Source organism: Rhodococcus sp. SJ-3 (assembly GCF_051918125.1).
Taxonomy (GTDB): domain Bacteria; phylum Actinomycetota; class Actinomycetes; order Mycobacteriales; family Mycobacteriaceae; genus Rhodococcus.
Map to the genome: position 1 here is coordinate 2,607,159 of NZ_CM123306.1, position 15,299 is coordinate 2,622,457.

Here is a 15,299-nt window from a genome sequence, read left to right on the forward strand (position 1 = left end):
CATCGGGTCAGGCCCCCGGCAGGGGAGCCGCGCCGGGAAGCGGCGTGGGAAGCGACCTGCCCTCGGGCTGCGCGGGCGGCGGAATCGGCGGTTGCCCATCGATGAGGATGTCGCCCTTCGCGCTGCCCGTGATGGAAGCGAATCCACCGCCCTCTACCTGCTTACCGACAGAGCAGTTGACCTTGCGGCTGCCCGCCAGCCAGCTGTCGAAGTTCAAATTGTCCCAGAACAGCGTCAGCGTCTTGTTCCGCAGCGCCTCCGGGTCGCCCAGGTACTCGTTCACCCGCTCGGTGCAGGTCTGCTCTAGATAGGCATCCTGGTCTTCGATGCTCGGCAGTCCGCCCGGAAAGTTCTCGGACAGGTCCACCGTCGCAACTACTTCGAAGGCGTGCGGCTTCGCGCAATCGACGGGATCGGCCGGGACCCCGTTGTTGATGCCGATACACAGGCCGACGTCCCACGCGCGGGACTGGTCCTGGTCGGCGACCCTGCCCTCGATGGGCAGCAGGTTGCCGGTGGTCGACGAGAACTGCAGCCCGCAGCGCAGCGTCCGTTCGCCGGCTGCCCAGCCCGCTTCGCCGGGATTGATCAGCCCGATGCTGAACTTTCCGTGCGGATCGAAGTGTCCGCCCAGGTAGTCCATTGCCGCAGGTGCGCACTGCTCGTCGCGGAGTTCGGTGAACCGCATGACCGACGGGAAACGTGAACCCGGTCCCCATTCCGCCCCGGGGAAGATGCTCAGGTCGATGTCCTGGACCACCTCGAACAGGTGGGTCTGCTCGCAATCGACCTTCGTGAGGTCGCTCGCATCGAGCGCCGTCCAGCTCAGGCAGTCTCCGCTGGTAGAGGTGCCGAACGCGTCACCGGCGACGGCGCCGGTCGACGGGGACGCACCGCTGTTGTTTCCGTCGACGGTATCGGTGCCCTCGAAACCCGCGACGACGAACGTCGCGATCGCGGCGAGGACCGCGCCCGCAGCTACGAATACCAACGCGCGCCGCGTCAGCTGGGCTGACGGCGGACGCCGTACCGGCTTCTTCTTCTTGTCTTCGGCCATCACCTCCCATCATGCCCTGGTACCGCCCGCCCGGGTAACGTCGGTTCATGGCCGACGACCAGATCGATCCCCGCATCCAGGAGATTGCGCAGCGTTGCTTCGATGCTGCGCGCGCAGGCGAGAGCGAGACCTTGGCGACGTATATCGAGGCAGGTGTCCCCGCGAACCTGACGAACGGAGCCGGTGACACGCTCGTCATGCTCGCCTCCTACCGCGGGAACGCCGCTGCGGTGCGCGTTCTCATCGACCACGGCGCGGATGTGAACCGGGCGAACGACCGCGGTCAGACTCCGCTCGCAGGCGCGGTGTTCAAGGGCGAGGAAGAGGTCGTGCGGATCCTCACCGAGGCGGGCGCTGATCCGATGGGCGGGCAGCCCACCGCGGTGGATGCGGCGAAGATGTTCGGGCGCGAAGACTACCTGCAGCTCTGGCAAAGGTAGGCTTCACCTTCGTGATCGACCTCAAGTTCCTCCGCGAGAATCCCGACACCGTTCGCGCCTCGCAGCGCACCCGAGGCGAGGATCCCGGCCTCGTCGATGCGCTGCTCGATGCGGATGCCTCCCGTCGCGCCGCTGTGCTGGCGGGTGACAACGCCCGCGCCGAGCAGAAGGCGCTCGGTAAGAAGGTCGGCAAGGCGTCCCCGGAGGAGCGGCCCGCACTGCTCGACGGCGCGAAGGAACTCGCGGCCCAGGTGAAGACGCTCGAAGCCGAGCAGAACGCCGCGCAGGAGGCGCTCGAGCGGGCGCACATGGCGATCTCCAACGTCGTCCAGGAGGGTGCTCCGGCCGGCGGAGAGGACGATTTCGTCACCCTGGAGACGGTAGGGGAGCTGCCGACGTTCGACTTCGAGCCGAAGGATCACCTCACGCTCGGTGAGTCGCTGGGCCTGATCGACATGGAACGCGGTGCCAAGGTCTCCGGTGCGCGCTTCTACTTCCTCACCGGCTACGGTGCGCTCCTGCAGCTCGGTCTGCTCCAGCTCGCTGCGCAGAAGGCCACGGCCAACGGTTTCACCATGATGATCCCGCCGGTGCTGGTGCGCCCCGAGATCATGCGGGGCACCGGCTTCCTCGGGCAGCACGCCGACGAGGTGTACCACCTCGAGGACGACGACCTGTACCTGGTCGGTACCTCCGAGGTGCCGCTCGCCGGCTACCACTCGGGCGAGATCCTCGACCTGTCCGGCGGCCCGAAGCGATACGCGGGCTGGTCGTCGTGCTTCCGCCGCGAGGCAGGCAGCTACGGCAAGGACACCCGCGGCATCATCCGCGTGCATCAGTTCGACAAGGTCGAGATGTTCGTCTACTGCAAGCCCGAGGACGCGACGGAAGAGCACCAGAGGCTGCTGACGTGGGAGCGCGAGATGCTCGCCGCGATCGACGTGCCGTACCGGGTCATCGACGTCGCAGGCGGCGACCTCGGATCCTCGGCTGCCCGGAAGTTCGACTGCGAGGCATGGGTTCCCACTCAGGAGCGGTACCGCGAACTGACGTCGACGTCGAACTGCACCACATTCCAGGCCCGTCGCCTCGGTGTTCGCTATCGCGACGAGAACGGCAAACCGCAGACCGCCGCGACGCTCAACGGAACGCTGGCCACGACACGCTGGCTCGTCGCGCTCCTCGAGAACCATCAGCAGGCCGACGGCACCGTCAAGGTTCCGCCTGCGTTGGTTCCGTTCGTCGGACGAGAGGTCCTGGAGCCCGTCCGATAGCGGGTCAGCTCAGGATCAGGCACGAGGTGGAGCCGGTCGCCACCAGCCGTCCCTGTTCGTCGCGCGCTTCGCCGCGCGCGGTCGCGGTGCGGCGCCCTGCGTGTTCGCAGAATCCGTGCACGCGAAGGACATGGCCGGGCTGTACTCCTCGCAGGTAGCGCACCTGCAGATCGAGGGTCGTATATCCGACGCCCGCATCGAGAGTGCTCGACACCGCGAAGCCCATCGCCGTGTCGAAGAGGGTCGCGAGGACTCCGCCGTGCACGCTGCCCACGGCGTTCGCGTGGAATTCCTGCACCTCGAGGGTGATCTCGACGAACCCCTCCCGCGCGTCGGTGACGGTGAAGCCGAGTGTCCGAGATGTCGGGTGATGGGGAATGCTGCCGTCGATGAGACCGCGCAGGAAGTCGAGTCCCTGCATGTCGCGGTTGGCGGCCGACGTGGGCGCCGGATCGTCCCAGGTGTAGGTGCGTTGCCGGTTCTGTTCGTTGTCCTTGCTCACAACTGACGACGGTATCGGACAGTCATCTCGCTCGTGACACCCGCGAGATCCGGTGTCATGCTGGATCCATGCGCCGACGATGTTGATTCGACCGTTCGACTTCCCTGTCCGTCCGGGCGGTCGCCTACGCGGCCACTCGCGAACTCGTGCCGCTCTACGGGCTCTACGCGCTGCTTTTCGAAGACCACGGCCTGAGCACCGGCAGTATTTCGTTGTTGTTCGTCCTGTGGTCCGTTGTTGCGTTCGTTTCGGAGGTTCCGTCGGGCGCGTGGGCCGATACGGTGTCGCGCCGTGGTCTGCTGCTCGGCAGTGGCGTCCTGTTCACCGCGACCTTCACGATCTGGATGATCTGGCCCACGGTGTGGGGGTTCGCGGCAGGGTTCGTGCTGTGGGGTGTCAGTGAATCCCTGAAATCGGGCACGTTCGAGGCGCTCGTCTACGACGACCTCACGGCGTGCAGCGCCGAAGCCGGTCACGTCGAACCCGGTCACGTCGAACACAGATACGCCGCGGTGATGGGGTATGCGAACGCAGGCGAGATGGTGTGCGTGTTCGTCGCGATCCTGTCAGCGTCCCCGCTGTTCGAACTCGGAGGCTATGCGCTGGTCGGGTGGGTGTCGATCGGGGTCATTGTCGCGAACACGCTGCTTGTGCTCACGTTGCCGTGTGCGCCCCGTTCGATGGAGGCAGACGATCTCGACGGCACCGGCGACACGCTGCTCGTCCGCTACATTTCGGCGCTGCGGGACGGCACGAGCGAAGTGCGCACCGACAAGGTGGTACGCCGCGCGGTGATCCTGGCTGCGGCACTGCTCGCGTGTCTTGCGTTCGACGAGTACTTCGGCCTGCTCGCGCGGGAAGGTGGTGCGCCCATCGAGCAGGTACCTGTTCTGGTGGCGCTGACGGTGGCCGGTCAGGTGCTCGGTGCTGCGGCCGCGGGCAGGACCGCCTCGATGAGCGGACGGGTGATGGGTGTGCTCGTGATCGCGGGGGCGCTGCTCCTGGCGGCCGGCGCGATGGTGGGCGGCGTCGGCGGGTTCATCGCGATCGGACTCGGGTACGGCGCTCTGCACAACACCGCCATCGTCGCCGAGGCCCGTCTGCAGGCCACGATGTCGGGTCGCACCCGCGCCACGGTGACCTCGGTGATGGGGCTGACGAGCGAGGTGATGTCGGTTGCTGTGTTCGCGTGGTTCGCGGTGGGCTCGGCCTGGATTCCGCTGTCTGCGCTCGTGGTGTCGACGGTGTTGCCGCTGCTCGTGGTAGGTATCACTGCCGTCCGATGGCTACCCGATCGGGGCTCCTCAGCAGCTTCTTAACCGGAGGCTCTAGCCTCGACGCACATGCGTGCACGTCTGCTCACCATGATCACCGCAGTTTCCGGGGCGGCCCTTGTCGGCGCCGGCTCGATCTTCGCCTATCTCGATTCGCCGGAGGCCACCGTCACCGTTGCCGAACAGGAGACGGCAGGCACCGGAGTCGACGACGCCCGCAGTACGTTGCAACAGGCGAGTCTCCCGCTGTCGATCCTCGATGGTGGCGTCGGCCAGCTCACCGACGGCAGCCGCCAACTCGACGACGGCGCGCAGCAACTCGCCGACGGACTCGGTCAGGCCAGGGCGGGAGGAGAGCAGCTCGCGGGCGGACTCGACCAGCTGGAGGGCGGCGTGGGTCTGCTCGGCGACGGAGCCTCCCAGATCAGCGGGGGCGTCGACGAGGTGGTCACCCGGCTCACCGGATTCGGTGAGATGCAGGGCAGTGTCACCACGCAGCTCACGAGCGTCGCCGACACACTCGATCTGTCCGGCGACCCCGTGTCGAGCTCGGCGTCGGCGGAGATCAGAGGGCTGGTCGACATGCTGAACACCCAGGGTCTGGGACCCGAGACCATGGACCAGCTCGGGCAGCTGCGCAGCGGCGCGCAGCAACTCGCCTACGAACTGACCGATCCGAACGCACAGTTCGTCGCCGGTATGACACAGGCCGCAGACGGGTCGCGGCAGTTGCGCGACGGCCTGATCCTGCTGGACGACGGTGGCAGGCAACTGACCGACGGCACCGGCCAGCTCGTGGCGGGTGTCGGACCGGTGAGCAATGTAGTGCAGAGCATCTCGGGCAATGTCCGGGACGCGACGCAGGCGCTGCCGAAGTCCGGTGACGCGCAGGCCGCCGAACCCACCGTGGAGGCCGGGGACCGTCAGTGGTGGCCGTTCGCGCTGATCGCAGGCGGCGCGGTGCTGTTGCTCGTGCCGGCGTTCGCACCGCGCCCTGCGGTCACACCGATTCCGAGCGTCCCGACTGTGTGACCCGCAGTTCTGTGATCAGGGCGGGCAGCCGCTCGCGCCACTGAACCCAGTCGTGACCACCCGCGAAGGTCCCCGAACGAATCGGGTGGCCGGCTGCGGCCAGTCGATCGGTGGCGTCGGCGACCTCGTCGAGCATCATCCACTCGAGTGAACCCACCTCGCTGAGGATGGGCACGTCGCCGCCGTTGTCGGCCTTCGCGAGTGTCGGAACATCGTGCCCCTGTTCGTCGTGCCACCACATCGACGGTGACAGGCAGGCTGCGCCGCGCACGGCATCGGGCCGGGTCAACGCGAAGAACATCGACGCGAGTCCGCCGTACGAGCAGCCACCCACCGTCACGGGCTCGCCCGCGTATGCGAGTAGCTCGTCGCGGAAGCGCGGGTTGGCGGTCAGGTCCGATGCCCGCACATTGCGTTCCTGACCGTCGGCGCTCACGTGGTCGACGACGAGCACCCGCGCGGGGGCGTTCTCGGGATCGTCGAACGCGGCGAGCACCCGGTGGCGGCGGACCTCGTCGCCGTCGAACAACACGACGGTGCCGTGACCGGGCACGGGCGGCACGTAGGTGCCGACGCGACGCGGGGTGCCGTCGAGCTCCACTGTTTCTGTCGTGAGGATGCCTTCCGGGAGTGCGCCCGTCCGGAGTCGCTGTGGCTCGGCGTCGGGGGCAGCTCCTTCGAACGATCCGATGGCGCCCCGGCGGAAGTCGATCCACCACTGACGCTGGTTCACGTCGCCTTCCGGAACCGTCAGTGGTGCGTTCGACGGAATGAATGTGTACGCGCCACGCCAGCCGGCCGGAACCCGAACGGACAGGATCCACAACCGTGAGTCCGTGTCGCGGAACATGCTTCCTGCGGGAATCCGGCTCCGGTCGGTGACGCAGTTGACGTCGAGGAAGACTGCGGTCGTCGAGGGTGGCAATGCGGCGTCACCCACTGCGAACGTCGCTATCCAGTCGGGGCCGTCGGAGGTGAAGACCACGGTTCGGTCACCCTGCAGGGCATCGCGGACGGCAGTCGGAGTGGGGACGGAACGATCGGGGGCCGGTCGTCGCTTCCTCGGCGAGGGCGCGGGAACGGTGGTGTTCTCGGACAAGTCCGGTCAGCCCTCTCCGCGGATCGCGGCTGCGATCTTGTTGGGTAGTTCCTGGCCGAGCCATGCCATGCTCAGCAGGCTGGTCGAGCGGAAACCACGCCATTCTTCGTCGGTCGGCTGGTAGTGATGGCCGCCTTCGACCACGTTCAGCGAATTGAACACCGGCATCGCGTAGTACGTGTCGCGCAGACCGGTGTCGGGGAAGTAACCGATGAGCACATCCGCCTCGAGGAGGCGGAGGTTCTCGGGGCTGAGCTGGTTGTCCTTGCCCTCCTCGACGTACTTCTCGGTCTCCGGCGCGGGGACGAGACCGAGGCTGCCGAGCAGCTGACTCGTGGCGGAGTCCGGTCCGGTGAGCAGACCTGCCTGATCGGCGGAGTGCAGCAGGGACACGACGTAGGTGGCGCCGTTCAGTTCCGGATTGCGTTCGGCAGCGGCCTCTAGTTCGGATTCGGTGGCCTCGATCTGGGCGTCGATGTCCTCGCGAGTACCGAACAGCTCGGAGACGCGTTGGGACTGCTCGGCCCACGTGTCGGCCTGCTCGGCTTCGGCGCGGGCCAGGGTGGGAGCGATGGCTGCGAGCTGCTCGTAGACGGTGTCGGTGAGCTCGAGGCCGGTCGCGAGGATCAGATCGGGCTCGTAGGACGCGACTTCCTCGACCGGGACCTCGGTCCCGAAGTCGAGCAGCGGCGGGATCTCGCTGCCGAGCTCCGTGATCGCTTCCTCGGTCCACGGCATGACCGGCTTGACCACCGACTGCGCCATCGCGACCGGAACGACACCGGACGCGAGGGCTGCGTCGTTGTCGGACACCGACAGGGTGACCACTCGCTCGGGTGTGCCCTCGACCGTGGTCTCGCCGAACAGATGGCTCACCGTGACCGCCGCTGCGTCATCGGCCGACGACGCAGCGTCCGACGAACCCGACGAACATGCCGCGACGAACAGCAGCGGAACTGCGGCGAGTGAGACGGCAATCCGACCGAATCTCATGTAGACCTCCTCGATGACCAGCAAACGGGAGGTAAGCCTAACCTGAGCAGATGGGGTGTGGTTCCGGTAGCCGGAACTACCGGAACCACACGACCGGCATCAGAGTTTGCTGCTGCGCAGTTCGTGACCCTTGGACGTCTTGCAACGACCCGAGTCGAGATCCCACTGCCAGCCGTGGAGATTGCAGGTGAGGGTGGTGCCGTCGACCACGCCGAACTTCGACAGATCGGCCTTCAGGTGCGGGCAGCGACGCTGAATCTCGTAGCCGCCCAGCTCGATCGACGCCGTGTCGTCGTGCGCCTCGGCGAACCAGCCGTCCGCGTAGGCGATTCGCTCATCGGTGAGGCACTTGAAGAACGTGTACAGGAACTCGTTGTACCCGCCGATGCGCCACGCCGTGAAACGGGTGGACAGGAAGATCGTGTTGACCCAGTCGGGTTCGTCGTCGCGCAGAACCGTCCGCACCAGCTCCGGTGCGATGCGGAACCCGTAGCGGTACTTGCCTTCTCCCTCGATGGGCTCCCGCACCACCCGCTTCGGGAAATCCAGCACGACGGTCTCGGCGTCGTCGCCCGAGCCCATGACCAGACCCACGGGGTAACCGATACCGTCGCAGATCAGATCGGACTGCGCCATGATCGGCTCGAACTTCGCCTTCAACGCGGGCAGCAACGGCTCACCTTCGGCGGGAGCCCACGCGGCCTTCTCCGCCGCGATGATCGGCGCGAACCGCTTCGCCATGTCCTCGATGTAGGCGGCCTTGTCGGTGAAGATCGCATCGACCTGCTCGTCCGGGATCGGATGCGTGAGGGTCATCCGATCCTTGCCGACCAGATCCACCGTCGACCCCGGGATCATGAGCAGGCCGCCGTCGCGCCCGTGGATGCGCAGCTGTTCGAGGAACACGTGCTGGTCGGGGAAGATGTTCCCCTCGTCGCCGTGGTCGTCGTTGAGGTCGCGCAGATCGTCGTCGAGGAACACCGGCGGCCCTGCGGACGGCACGATCCAGGTGGCTCCGACCTGCTCGATGTAACTGCGGCAACGGTCCATGCCACGCTGACGCTTCTGCTTGCCGAAATTGGCCTTGGTCTTCTTCGGGATGTCGTAGACCATCGGATACCAGATGGCACCCGAATACTGCAGCAGATGGATGTCGATGTGGCCGAACGCCTCGTGCATCGGATCCATGTCGATCGGGCGCGCGTCGTTCATGTTGAACACGGTGGTCGAGCCGTCTGAGACGACCAGACCCGAGTCACCGATCGGCCCATCGGCGGGTGCGCGCAACGCGATGATCATGATGTCGAGCTCGCCCGGTCCGACCGCGGCCTGCGGAGCGGCCTCGATACCCGCAGCGGAGATCCGATGCTTCACGGAGTCGGTGGTCTCGAAGAATTTGGTGAAGCCCAGTGCCTCGAGTTCACGCCGCAGATCCGGCACCGGGTAGTCCGGCAGCAGCACCGTCGCGTCCTTGTCGACGTACTTGCTCAGCGTGCCCGGATCGAAGTGATCCTTGTGCAGGTGCGAAACGTACAGGTAGTCGACGTTGCCGAGCTCTTCCCAATCGAGCCCGGTGTTGTCGGGAAACGGCACCCACGATGCGAAGTACGCGGGGTTGATCCAGGGGTCGCACAGGATGGACCCGGCCTCTGTCCGAATGTGGAACCCTGCGTGTCCGACACTGGTGATCTGCACTTCGTTGCCTCCTGACGTGCTGACCGACGTGACCACCAGGGTAGGGGGCGCCGATCGGTCCACTGCGCCCAGGCAGTACCCGTTCGACGCGATTGTGACGTAGACAACCAGGTCACGAGCCGTTCCTGCCCCGACGACGGGGATCGTCACACTCCAGTAGGCGTCGTCGGCAGGTGAGAACGTCGCCGGGCACGTCACCGATCGTGACCGCGGATGTTTCGGGATCGCTCTCGCCTCTGACGTCGATCGCGGTCGGTCCGATGCGGTGGACCCGGCTACGCTGGCGACGTGGAACCCTTCTACCGGACCATCATCGGCGTGGCACGCACACTGTTCGCAGCGCAAGGCCTGAAATTCACGATCTCCGGGGCGGAGCACATCCCGGCGACCGGGGGTGCGGTCATCGCGATGAATCACACGGGCTACATGGACTTCACCTACGCGGGCATTCCCGCGCGTGAAACCAAGCGGTACATCCGGTTCATGGCGAAGAAGGAAGTCTTCGACAACAAGATCTCCGGGCCGATGATGCGCGCCATGAAGCACATCCCCGTCGACCGCGGTGATGCAGGCGATTCGTATCGGCTTGCGGTCGAGGCGCTTCGCAGGGGTGATCTCGTCGGTGTGTTCCCCGAGGAGACCATCAGCCGCAGCTTCGAGCTCAAGGAGTTCAGGTCCGGCGCGGCACGGATGGCACTCGAAGCCGGTGTGCCCGTCGTACCGATGGTGCTGTGGGGGTCACAGCGGGTGTGGACCAAGGGACATCCCAAGCGACTCGGCCGGACGAACACCCCCATCACCATCGTCGTCGGGGCTCCGATCGAACCGTTCGAGCCCGCCGCCGAGATGACCGCCGAGCTGCGCGCCACCATGGACCGGATGCTGAAGCAAGCGCAGCAGGACTATCGCCACGAGCCGGGTGCCTACTGGGTGCCCGAGCGGCTCGGTGGATCGGCTCCGACGCCGGAGGAAGCGAACGCCGACGACGCGCGTGTCGCGGCGGAACGTCGTGCCCGCAAGGAAGCGGAGCGCGCCCGGCGCGAGGGCCGCGACGGCAGTGGAGGAGAGCCGGGCGCGAGCGGAAACCCGCCTTCGGCACAATGACGGAGTGAGCCCTCAGCGTCCGAGTCTTGTCGCGTCCGATGTCGACGGAACCCTGATCGACGACACGGAACGGATTTCCGACCGCACCCGTGCGGCGGTCCACGCCGTGGTCGATTCCGGAACACCGTTCGTTCTTGCGACCGGACGCCCGCCGCGGTGGATCGCACCGGTGGTCGACCAGCTTCGGTACGCACCGCTCGCGGTGTGCGCCAACGGTGCTGTCCTCTACGACAGTGCGACCGACCAGGTGCTCAGTGCCGCGGTGCTCACCACCGACGAATTGGGTTGGCTCGCCGAGGTCGCGGAGACGGTTCTTCCGGGTAGCGGTCTCGCGGCGGAAAGAGTGGGGGCCAGCGCGCACGACGCTGCGACACCCCAGTTCGTGAGCTCGCCGGGTTACGAGCATGCGTGGCTGAATCCGGACAACACCGAACTCGCCGAGCACGACGTGATAGCGGCGCCCGCCATCAAACTGCTGATCCGGCTGCCCGGTGCCAGCAGCGCCGCGATGGCCGAGGCGCTCCTGCCGAAACTGCACGGGCTCGTCGACCTGACGTTCTCGACGGACAACGGTCTCATCGAGATCTCCGCTGCGGGGGTCACGAAGGCGTCGGGGTTGCAGGAGGCCGCTCGCCACCTGGGGGTGTCCTTCGATCATCTCGTCGCATTCGGTGACATGCCCAACGACATTCCGATGCTGTCGATCGCGCGCCACGGTGTTGCGATGGAAAACGCACATCCCGAGGCCAAATCGGTCGCAGACGAAGTCACTGCCACCAACGTCGAGGACGGGGTTGCCCGCATCCTCGAACGCTGGTGGCAGTGACCTGACTCTGCCGGTGATCGAAGGTCAGCCTGCAGGCACCGGTTCAGGTGCCTGCGGGGCTTCCGGTGCCGGCGCAGGTTCCGGCGCGACCGGAGCGGCCGCGGGTTCCCGCATCGACTCCTCGTAGGCGTCGTTGTAAGCGCGGAGCACCTTGGTGACGACACCGGTGACCTCGTTGAAGATCAGCGAACCGAACTCGAAGTCCGATCGCCAACCGTCCGGCACCCGGTACTCGTCGCTGGTGGGCAACCCCAGCTCACCAGCGTCGAGCCCGGACTTCTGCCACGCCTTGTAGATCTCGCCGAGCACCGTCCACACCCCGCCGTTGGGCGAGGAGTAGATGGCACCGTTGACGAACTGGGCGCTCTCGAATCCACCCTTCGCGGGGAGGACCGATGTCATGGCCGTACCCAGACGTCCGGTCTCGCCGCCTTCGGCGATCCACTTCTGGGCCAGCGGGTGATTGTCGGCGAGACGGATCAGTTCCTGCACGAGGTTCTGGACGTTCTCGGCCGATCCGGTTGCCGGCACGCCGGCATCGGTGTCGGGTACAGCACCACGCGCGGGCGGTGGGCCGTCCGTTGCCAGATCGGTGCTCGGGCTCGTGCCCTTTGCGGCGCTCGCGGCGATGTCGCGGATCTTGTCCATCTGGGCGTATCCGCCGTCGCCGGGGCAACTGGTGTTGCCGACATCGCGGTGCGCGAAGATGATCGGCAGGTCCACGGCCGCGCCCCGCGGGTACGGAGTGAACGAGGTGCCCTCGGAGTACATCGTGGTGTGACCCTTGGGATCGAGCCCGGCCTTCGCGAGCCGCCAGCCGAGGAACTTGCCCACGGCGTTGAGGGTCGCATCGGGCGGTGTTGCAGATGAGAAGTCGCCCATCATGGCGATACCCATCGTGTTCTCGTTGAAGCCGCCCGCGTGGGCGCCCTGCACGTTGCGGTCGAGCCCTCCTGCACGACCTTCGAAAACCTGGCCGTACTTGTCGACCAGCACGTTGTAGCCCACGTCGCACCAGCCGAGCGTCTGCGCGTGGTACGCGTAGATCGCGCGCACGATCTCGGCGGATTCCGCCTTGGAGTAGTCGTTGCTTCCTGCGGTGTGGTGCACGGTGGCACCGCCGAGAGAGTCGTCGTAGGTGGGTTCGTCGCACCGGATCGATTCGTCGGCGCCCCACTGGGAGCGGGTGATGACCTTGAGGCCGGAGTCGCCCACTGGGCCCGCGATGTCTTCGAGGGTGGCGTCGGCGGGGCTGGTACCCGGATCGATGAGCACAGCGCTGACGCTGTCGGCGAGGGCCTGGGCCGGGTCCTGGCTGTGCAGCGGGCGAGACGACGAGGCAGGCACGTAACCGAGTTCGGGTGTGCCCTCTGCGGGTGCCGCGTCGGGAACCGGTGCTTCCGCCGGTGCAGGTGGCTCTGCCGGTGCGGGTGCCTCTGCGGGTGCCTCTGCCGGCGCGGGAGCTTCAGGGGGAGCGGGCGCCTCGGGGGCCGGCGGCGCAGGCGCTTCCTCCGGCGGCGCTTCGGCACCGGCGAGGTTCGGCTCCGGACCCGGTCGGGGCGTCAGCAGGACCTGAACGGCATTGGTCGCACCGACGAAGATCGGCTCGGTGCCTCTGCGCGCGTCGCCTGCGGTGTCGTTGCGAGAGGACTCGAGGGGCTCGGTCGCAGCCCACGGACCCCACGTGCCGTCCTCGTTCTGCGCGCGGATCATCGCGTCCGTGTCGGCGATGTCGCTTGCGGTGAGTGCGACGAGGCTGAACGGGGTGTCCTGGGTGAGCTCTTTTACGACCGCCCCCACCTGACCGACCGGCCCGCCTGCCGGATCGGGTGCAGTAGTGATCTCGGGGAGGCCTTGGACGATCTCTTTCAGGCTCATGTCGGGCAGGTTGAGCCCGGTCAGCTCTTCGAGTGGAATCACGAGATCGGGGACCGATGCGAGTACGACCTCAGCGATCGTGGGCGCAACCGCTTCGACGGAATCACTGGTCCGACGGATCTCGGTCTGGTCATTGGTGAAGCCGGACACCGCGAAAGGTGTTGCGACGGCCAGGGCGGCGACGGCACCCAGGACGATCGACGGCTTCGGGCGGCGATGCGGCACTGTTTGCTACTCCCTGTTGCTGTGCGCGGTTCGGACGGTCGATATCACTCGTCGGAATCCAACATCCTCGAGCCCGCTTCGTGCTGGAAGAGGCCGCTGATGAAGGCAACTTGTGATGCCATTGTTGCTGTTGTGACATTTGTTGCGATACCTCGTCACTCTTGTCACACTAGACACAGCCAACCATAACCCTCAACCTGAGCTTGAGCATCGGTCTCGGGATGTCCGATCCGTGAGAGCGGGCGATGACGCGGACAGTCGTCCGCGTGATCAGCGGAAATGCGAGAACAAGGGAGCGCAGCGCATGGCACGACAGTCGATTCGTCGCAAAGGAAAAATTCGTAGACGGCGTGTCGTCCTCGGCCGGCCGCTGCGCAACGGATGGCGCCCGATCGCGACACGTGCCGCTGTGGTCGGTATCGCGCCTGCCTTGCTCGCAGGCGCGGCCGTCGGCGTTCTCGTCAGCAGCGGCTCGGACGGTCCCGAGGTCCGGCAGGCCGTCTCCGCCGACACACCCTTCACTTTCAGCGGTCAGGGCCACGGCCACGGTCGCGGCATGGGCCAGTGGGGCGCCTACGGTTACGCGCAGGACGGCTGGACGGCCGAGCGCATCGTCGGCCACTACTACGGCGGTACCACGCTGGGCACCGTCGAAGACTCCATGATCGCCGTGCGTCTCTCTGGACTCGACGACCACAGCCTCGACGTCTACTCCGACGCAGGCCTCACCGTCGCGGGCAGGCAGGTCGGCCCAGGGGAGGCCGCCCACCTCACCCCGAACGCAGACGGGGGTGCGAACGTCGTGGTGACCGCCGGTTGCAGCGGCGACGTGCTGTGGCAGGGCGCCACAGATATGCCATGGGTCGACCCGGTGGATCTCGGCGAGGATCGTCCCAGGGAGGAACACCTCAAGCTCTGCTCAGGCGACACCGCCTACCGCGGCGCGATCGGTGTGGCGCTCGAAGGAGACGCCGCACGCACCGTCAATCGTCTGAACGTCGAGGACTACCTCCGCAGTGTCGTTCCCGCCGAGGCCCTGCCCGGTTGGGCCGACACGGGCGGGGCTGAAGCGCTACGTGCACAGGCCATCGCGGCTCGCTCGTACGCCCTCGCAGAAAAGCGCAATGAGAAGTGGCAGACCTGCGACACGACGAGCTGCCAGGTGTACGGCGGTTCCGGCACGGAGGATCCCCGGACCGACGACGCCATTCGCACCACCCGTGGACAGGCGCTGATGAAGGACGGCGCGGTGGTCCGCAGCGAATTCTCGGCATCGACCGGCGGGTACAGCGCGGGCGGAACCTTTCCTCCGGTCGAGGACCTCGGCGACAGGGTCGCACCCAACCGGCAGTGGGCCAAGACGGTCACCGCCGGCGAGATCGGCACGGCATTCGGCGTCGGGGAACTCCAGAACATCGAGGTCATCGCCCGCAACAACCTCGGCGACGCGGGAGGTCGCGCTACCCAGGTGCGCGTGATCGGCTCCGACCGGACGATCGAGACCACCGGTGCCGAGGCACGTGCCAAACTCGGTCTGCGGTCCGACTGGTTCAGCGTGCAGGAAGGCGCCGAAGCAGCGGTGCCTCCGCCGACGCCTGCGCCGGAGATCGACACCGAGGTGGGGGCCCTCCGGTTCGAGACCGGTGACAGTTCGGAGATCCAGTCGAAGTACCTCGAACTCGGCGGGGTCGAGGGCCTTCTCGGCTCGCCCGTCGGACCCGAATTGATGCTTCCGGACGAACGCGGCAAGTTCCGCATCTTCACCGGCGGCGCGATCGTCTGGACCCCCGATCTCGGCGCCCAGGTCATCGAGTCGAGCTTCCTGCGTGACTGGTTCCCGAGCACCGGAAGCGCCGAATAGCGCAGGCCGAAGCGCAGCGCCGGAAGGTCGGCTGCTCGT

Annotated in this window: 13 protein-coding genes; 7 read left to right on the top strand and 6 right to left on the bottom strand. The window is 66.8% G+C overall.

Going from position 1 to position 15,299, the window contains the following annotated elements; translation table 11 throughout:
* Nucleotides 1-7 precede the first annotated feature (7 nt).
* A complete protein-coding gene (locus ACTDXD_RS12020; RefSeq protein WP_440127230.1) occupies nucleotides 8-1,057 on the bottom strand; it encodes a septum formation family protein in 1,050 nt (349 codons plus the stop codon).
* A 47-nt stretch (nucleotides 1,058-1,104) separates the two neighbouring features.
* Here ACTDXD_RS12020 and ACTDXD_RS12025 point away from each other — a divergent pair, with 47 nt between their 5' ends.
* Entirely contained in the window at nucleotides 1,105-1,497 is a 393-nt protein-coding gene (locus tag ACTDXD_RS12025) for an ankyrin repeat domain-containing protein (RefSeq protein ID WP_440127231.1), read from the top strand.
* Nucleotides 1,498-1,508: 11 nt separating this feature from the next.
* Nucleotides 1,509-2,771 carry a serine--tRNA ligase gene (gene serS / locus ACTDXD_RS12030; RefSeq protein ID WP_440127232.1) on the top strand — a complete coding sequence of 421 codons (1,263 nt, stop codon included), beginning with the start codon at nucleotides 1,509-1,511 and terminating at the stop codon, nucleotides 2,769-2,771.
* 4 nt (nucleotides 2,772-2,775) lie between these two features.
* Here the strand turns inward: serS and ACTDXD_RS12035 are convergent, their stop codons facing one another.
* Nucleotides 2,776-3,273, bottom strand: coding sequence for a PaaI family thioesterase (locus ACTDXD_RS12035; RefSeq protein ID WP_440127233.1), 498 nt, complete (start codon nucleotides 3,271-3,273; stop codon nucleotides 2,776-2,778).
* A gap of 146 nt (nucleotides 3,274-3,419) precedes the next feature.
* Between ACTDXD_RS12035 and ACTDXD_RS12040 the strand changes: the two genes are divergently transcribed.
* Both ACTDXD_RS12040 and ACTDXD_RS12045 read left to right on the top strand, forming a co-directional pair.
* On the top strand, nucleotides 3,420-4,592 hold the full coding sequence (locus ACTDXD_RS12040) for an MFS transporter (protein WP_440127234.1): 1,173 nt from the start codon (nucleotides 3,420-3,422) through the stop codon (nucleotides 4,590-4,592).
* 24 nt (nucleotides 4,593-4,616) lie between these two features.
* Complete coding sequence (locus tag ACTDXD_RS12045; RefSeq protein ID WP_440127235.1) at nucleotides 4,617-5,579, top strand: hypothetical protein; 963 nt, start codon at nucleotides 4,617-4,619, stop codon at nucleotides 5,577-5,579.
* On the opposite strand, the gene ACTDXD_RS12050 is transcribed toward ACTDXD_RS12045, so the two are convergent.
* The 3 genes from ACTDXD_RS12050 to ACTDXD_RS12060 form a co-directional block, all read right to left on the bottom strand.
* Nucleotides 5,548-6,564 (bottom strand): alpha/beta hydrolase-fold protein, encoded by a 1,017-nt coding sequence (locus tag ACTDXD_RS12050; protein ID WP_440127236.1) that lies wholly within the window; start codon nucleotides 6,562-6,564, stop codon nucleotides 5,548-5,550. The genes ACTDXD_RS12045 and ACTDXD_RS12050 overlap by 32 nt on opposite strands.
* A gap of 120 nt (nucleotides 6,565-6,684) precedes the next feature.
* On the bottom strand, nucleotides 6,685-7,671 hold the full coding sequence (locus ACTDXD_RS12055; RefSeq protein WP_440127237.1) for an ABC transporter substrate-binding protein: 987 nt from the start codon (nucleotides 7,669-7,671) through the stop codon (nucleotides 6,685-6,687).
* Between the two features lie 99 nt (nucleotides 7,672-7,770).
* Nucleotides 7,771-9,366 (bottom strand): Rieske 2Fe-2S domain-containing protein, encoded by a 1,596-nt coding sequence (locus tag ACTDXD_RS12060; RefSeq protein ID WP_440127625.1) that lies wholly within the window; start codon nucleotides 9,364-9,366, stop codon nucleotides 7,771-7,773.
* A gap of 288 nt (nucleotides 9,367-9,654) precedes the next feature.
* Between ACTDXD_RS12060 and ACTDXD_RS12065 the strand changes: the two genes are divergently transcribed.
* Both ACTDXD_RS12065 and ACTDXD_RS12070 read left to right on the top strand, forming a co-directional pair.
* Nucleotides 9,655-10,470 (top strand): lysophospholipid acyltransferase family protein, encoded by an 816-nt coding sequence (locus ACTDXD_RS12065; protein ID WP_440127238.1) that lies wholly within the window; start codon nucleotides 9,655-9,657, stop codon nucleotides 10,468-10,470.
* A 4-nt stretch (nucleotides 10,471-10,474) separates the two neighbouring features.
* Nucleotides 10,475-11,296, top strand: coding sequence for an HAD family hydrolase (locus ACTDXD_RS12070; protein ID WP_440127239.1), 822 nt, complete (start codon nucleotides 10,475-10,477; stop codon nucleotides 11,294-11,296).
* A 24-nt stretch (nucleotides 11,297-11,320) separates the two neighbouring features.
* Here the strand turns inward: ACTDXD_RS12070 and ACTDXD_RS12075 are convergent, their stop codons facing one another.
* The gene (locus ACTDXD_RS12075; RefSeq protein WP_440127240.1) at nucleotides 11,321-13,399 is read right to left on the bottom strand and encodes an N-acetylmuramoyl-L-alanine amidase; all 2,079 of its coding nucleotides are present in this window, start codon (nucleotides 13,397-13,399) and stop codon (nucleotides 11,321-11,323) included.
* Nucleotides 13,400-13,703: 304 nt separating this feature from the next.
* Between ACTDXD_RS12075 and ACTDXD_RS12080 the strand changes: the two genes are divergently transcribed.
* A complete protein-coding gene (locus ACTDXD_RS12080) occupies nucleotides 13,704-15,260 on the top strand; it encodes a SpoIID/LytB domain-containing protein (protein ID WP_440127241.1) in 1,557 nt (518 codons plus the stop codon).
* Nucleotides 15,261-15,299: the final 39 nt, after the last annotated feature.

What these genes read in the sequence shown, in the direction of transcription:
- ACTDXD_RS12020 (WP_440127230.1), bottom strand. Translation starts at nt 1,057, where the DNA reads ATGGCCGAAGACAAGAAGAAGAAGCCGGTACGGCGTCCGCCGTCAGCC.
- ACTDXD_RS12025 (WP_440127231.1), top strand. Translation starts at nt 1,105, where the DNA reads ATGGCCGACGACCAGATCGATCCCCGCATCCAGGAGATTGCGCAGCGT.
- ACTDXD_RS12045 (WP_440127235.1), top strand. Translation starts at nt 4,617, where the DNA reads ATGCGTGCACGTCTGCTCACCATGATCACCGCAGTTTCCGGGGCGGCC.
- ACTDXD_RS12055 (WP_440127237.1), bottom strand. Translation starts at nt 7,671, where the DNA reads ATGAGATTCGGTCGGATTGCCGTCTCACTCGCCGCAGTTCCGCTGCTG.
- ACTDXD_RS12080 (WP_440127241.1), top strand. Translation starts at nt 13,704, where the DNA reads ATGGCACGACAGTCGATTCGTCGCAAAGGAAAAATTCGTAGACGGCGT.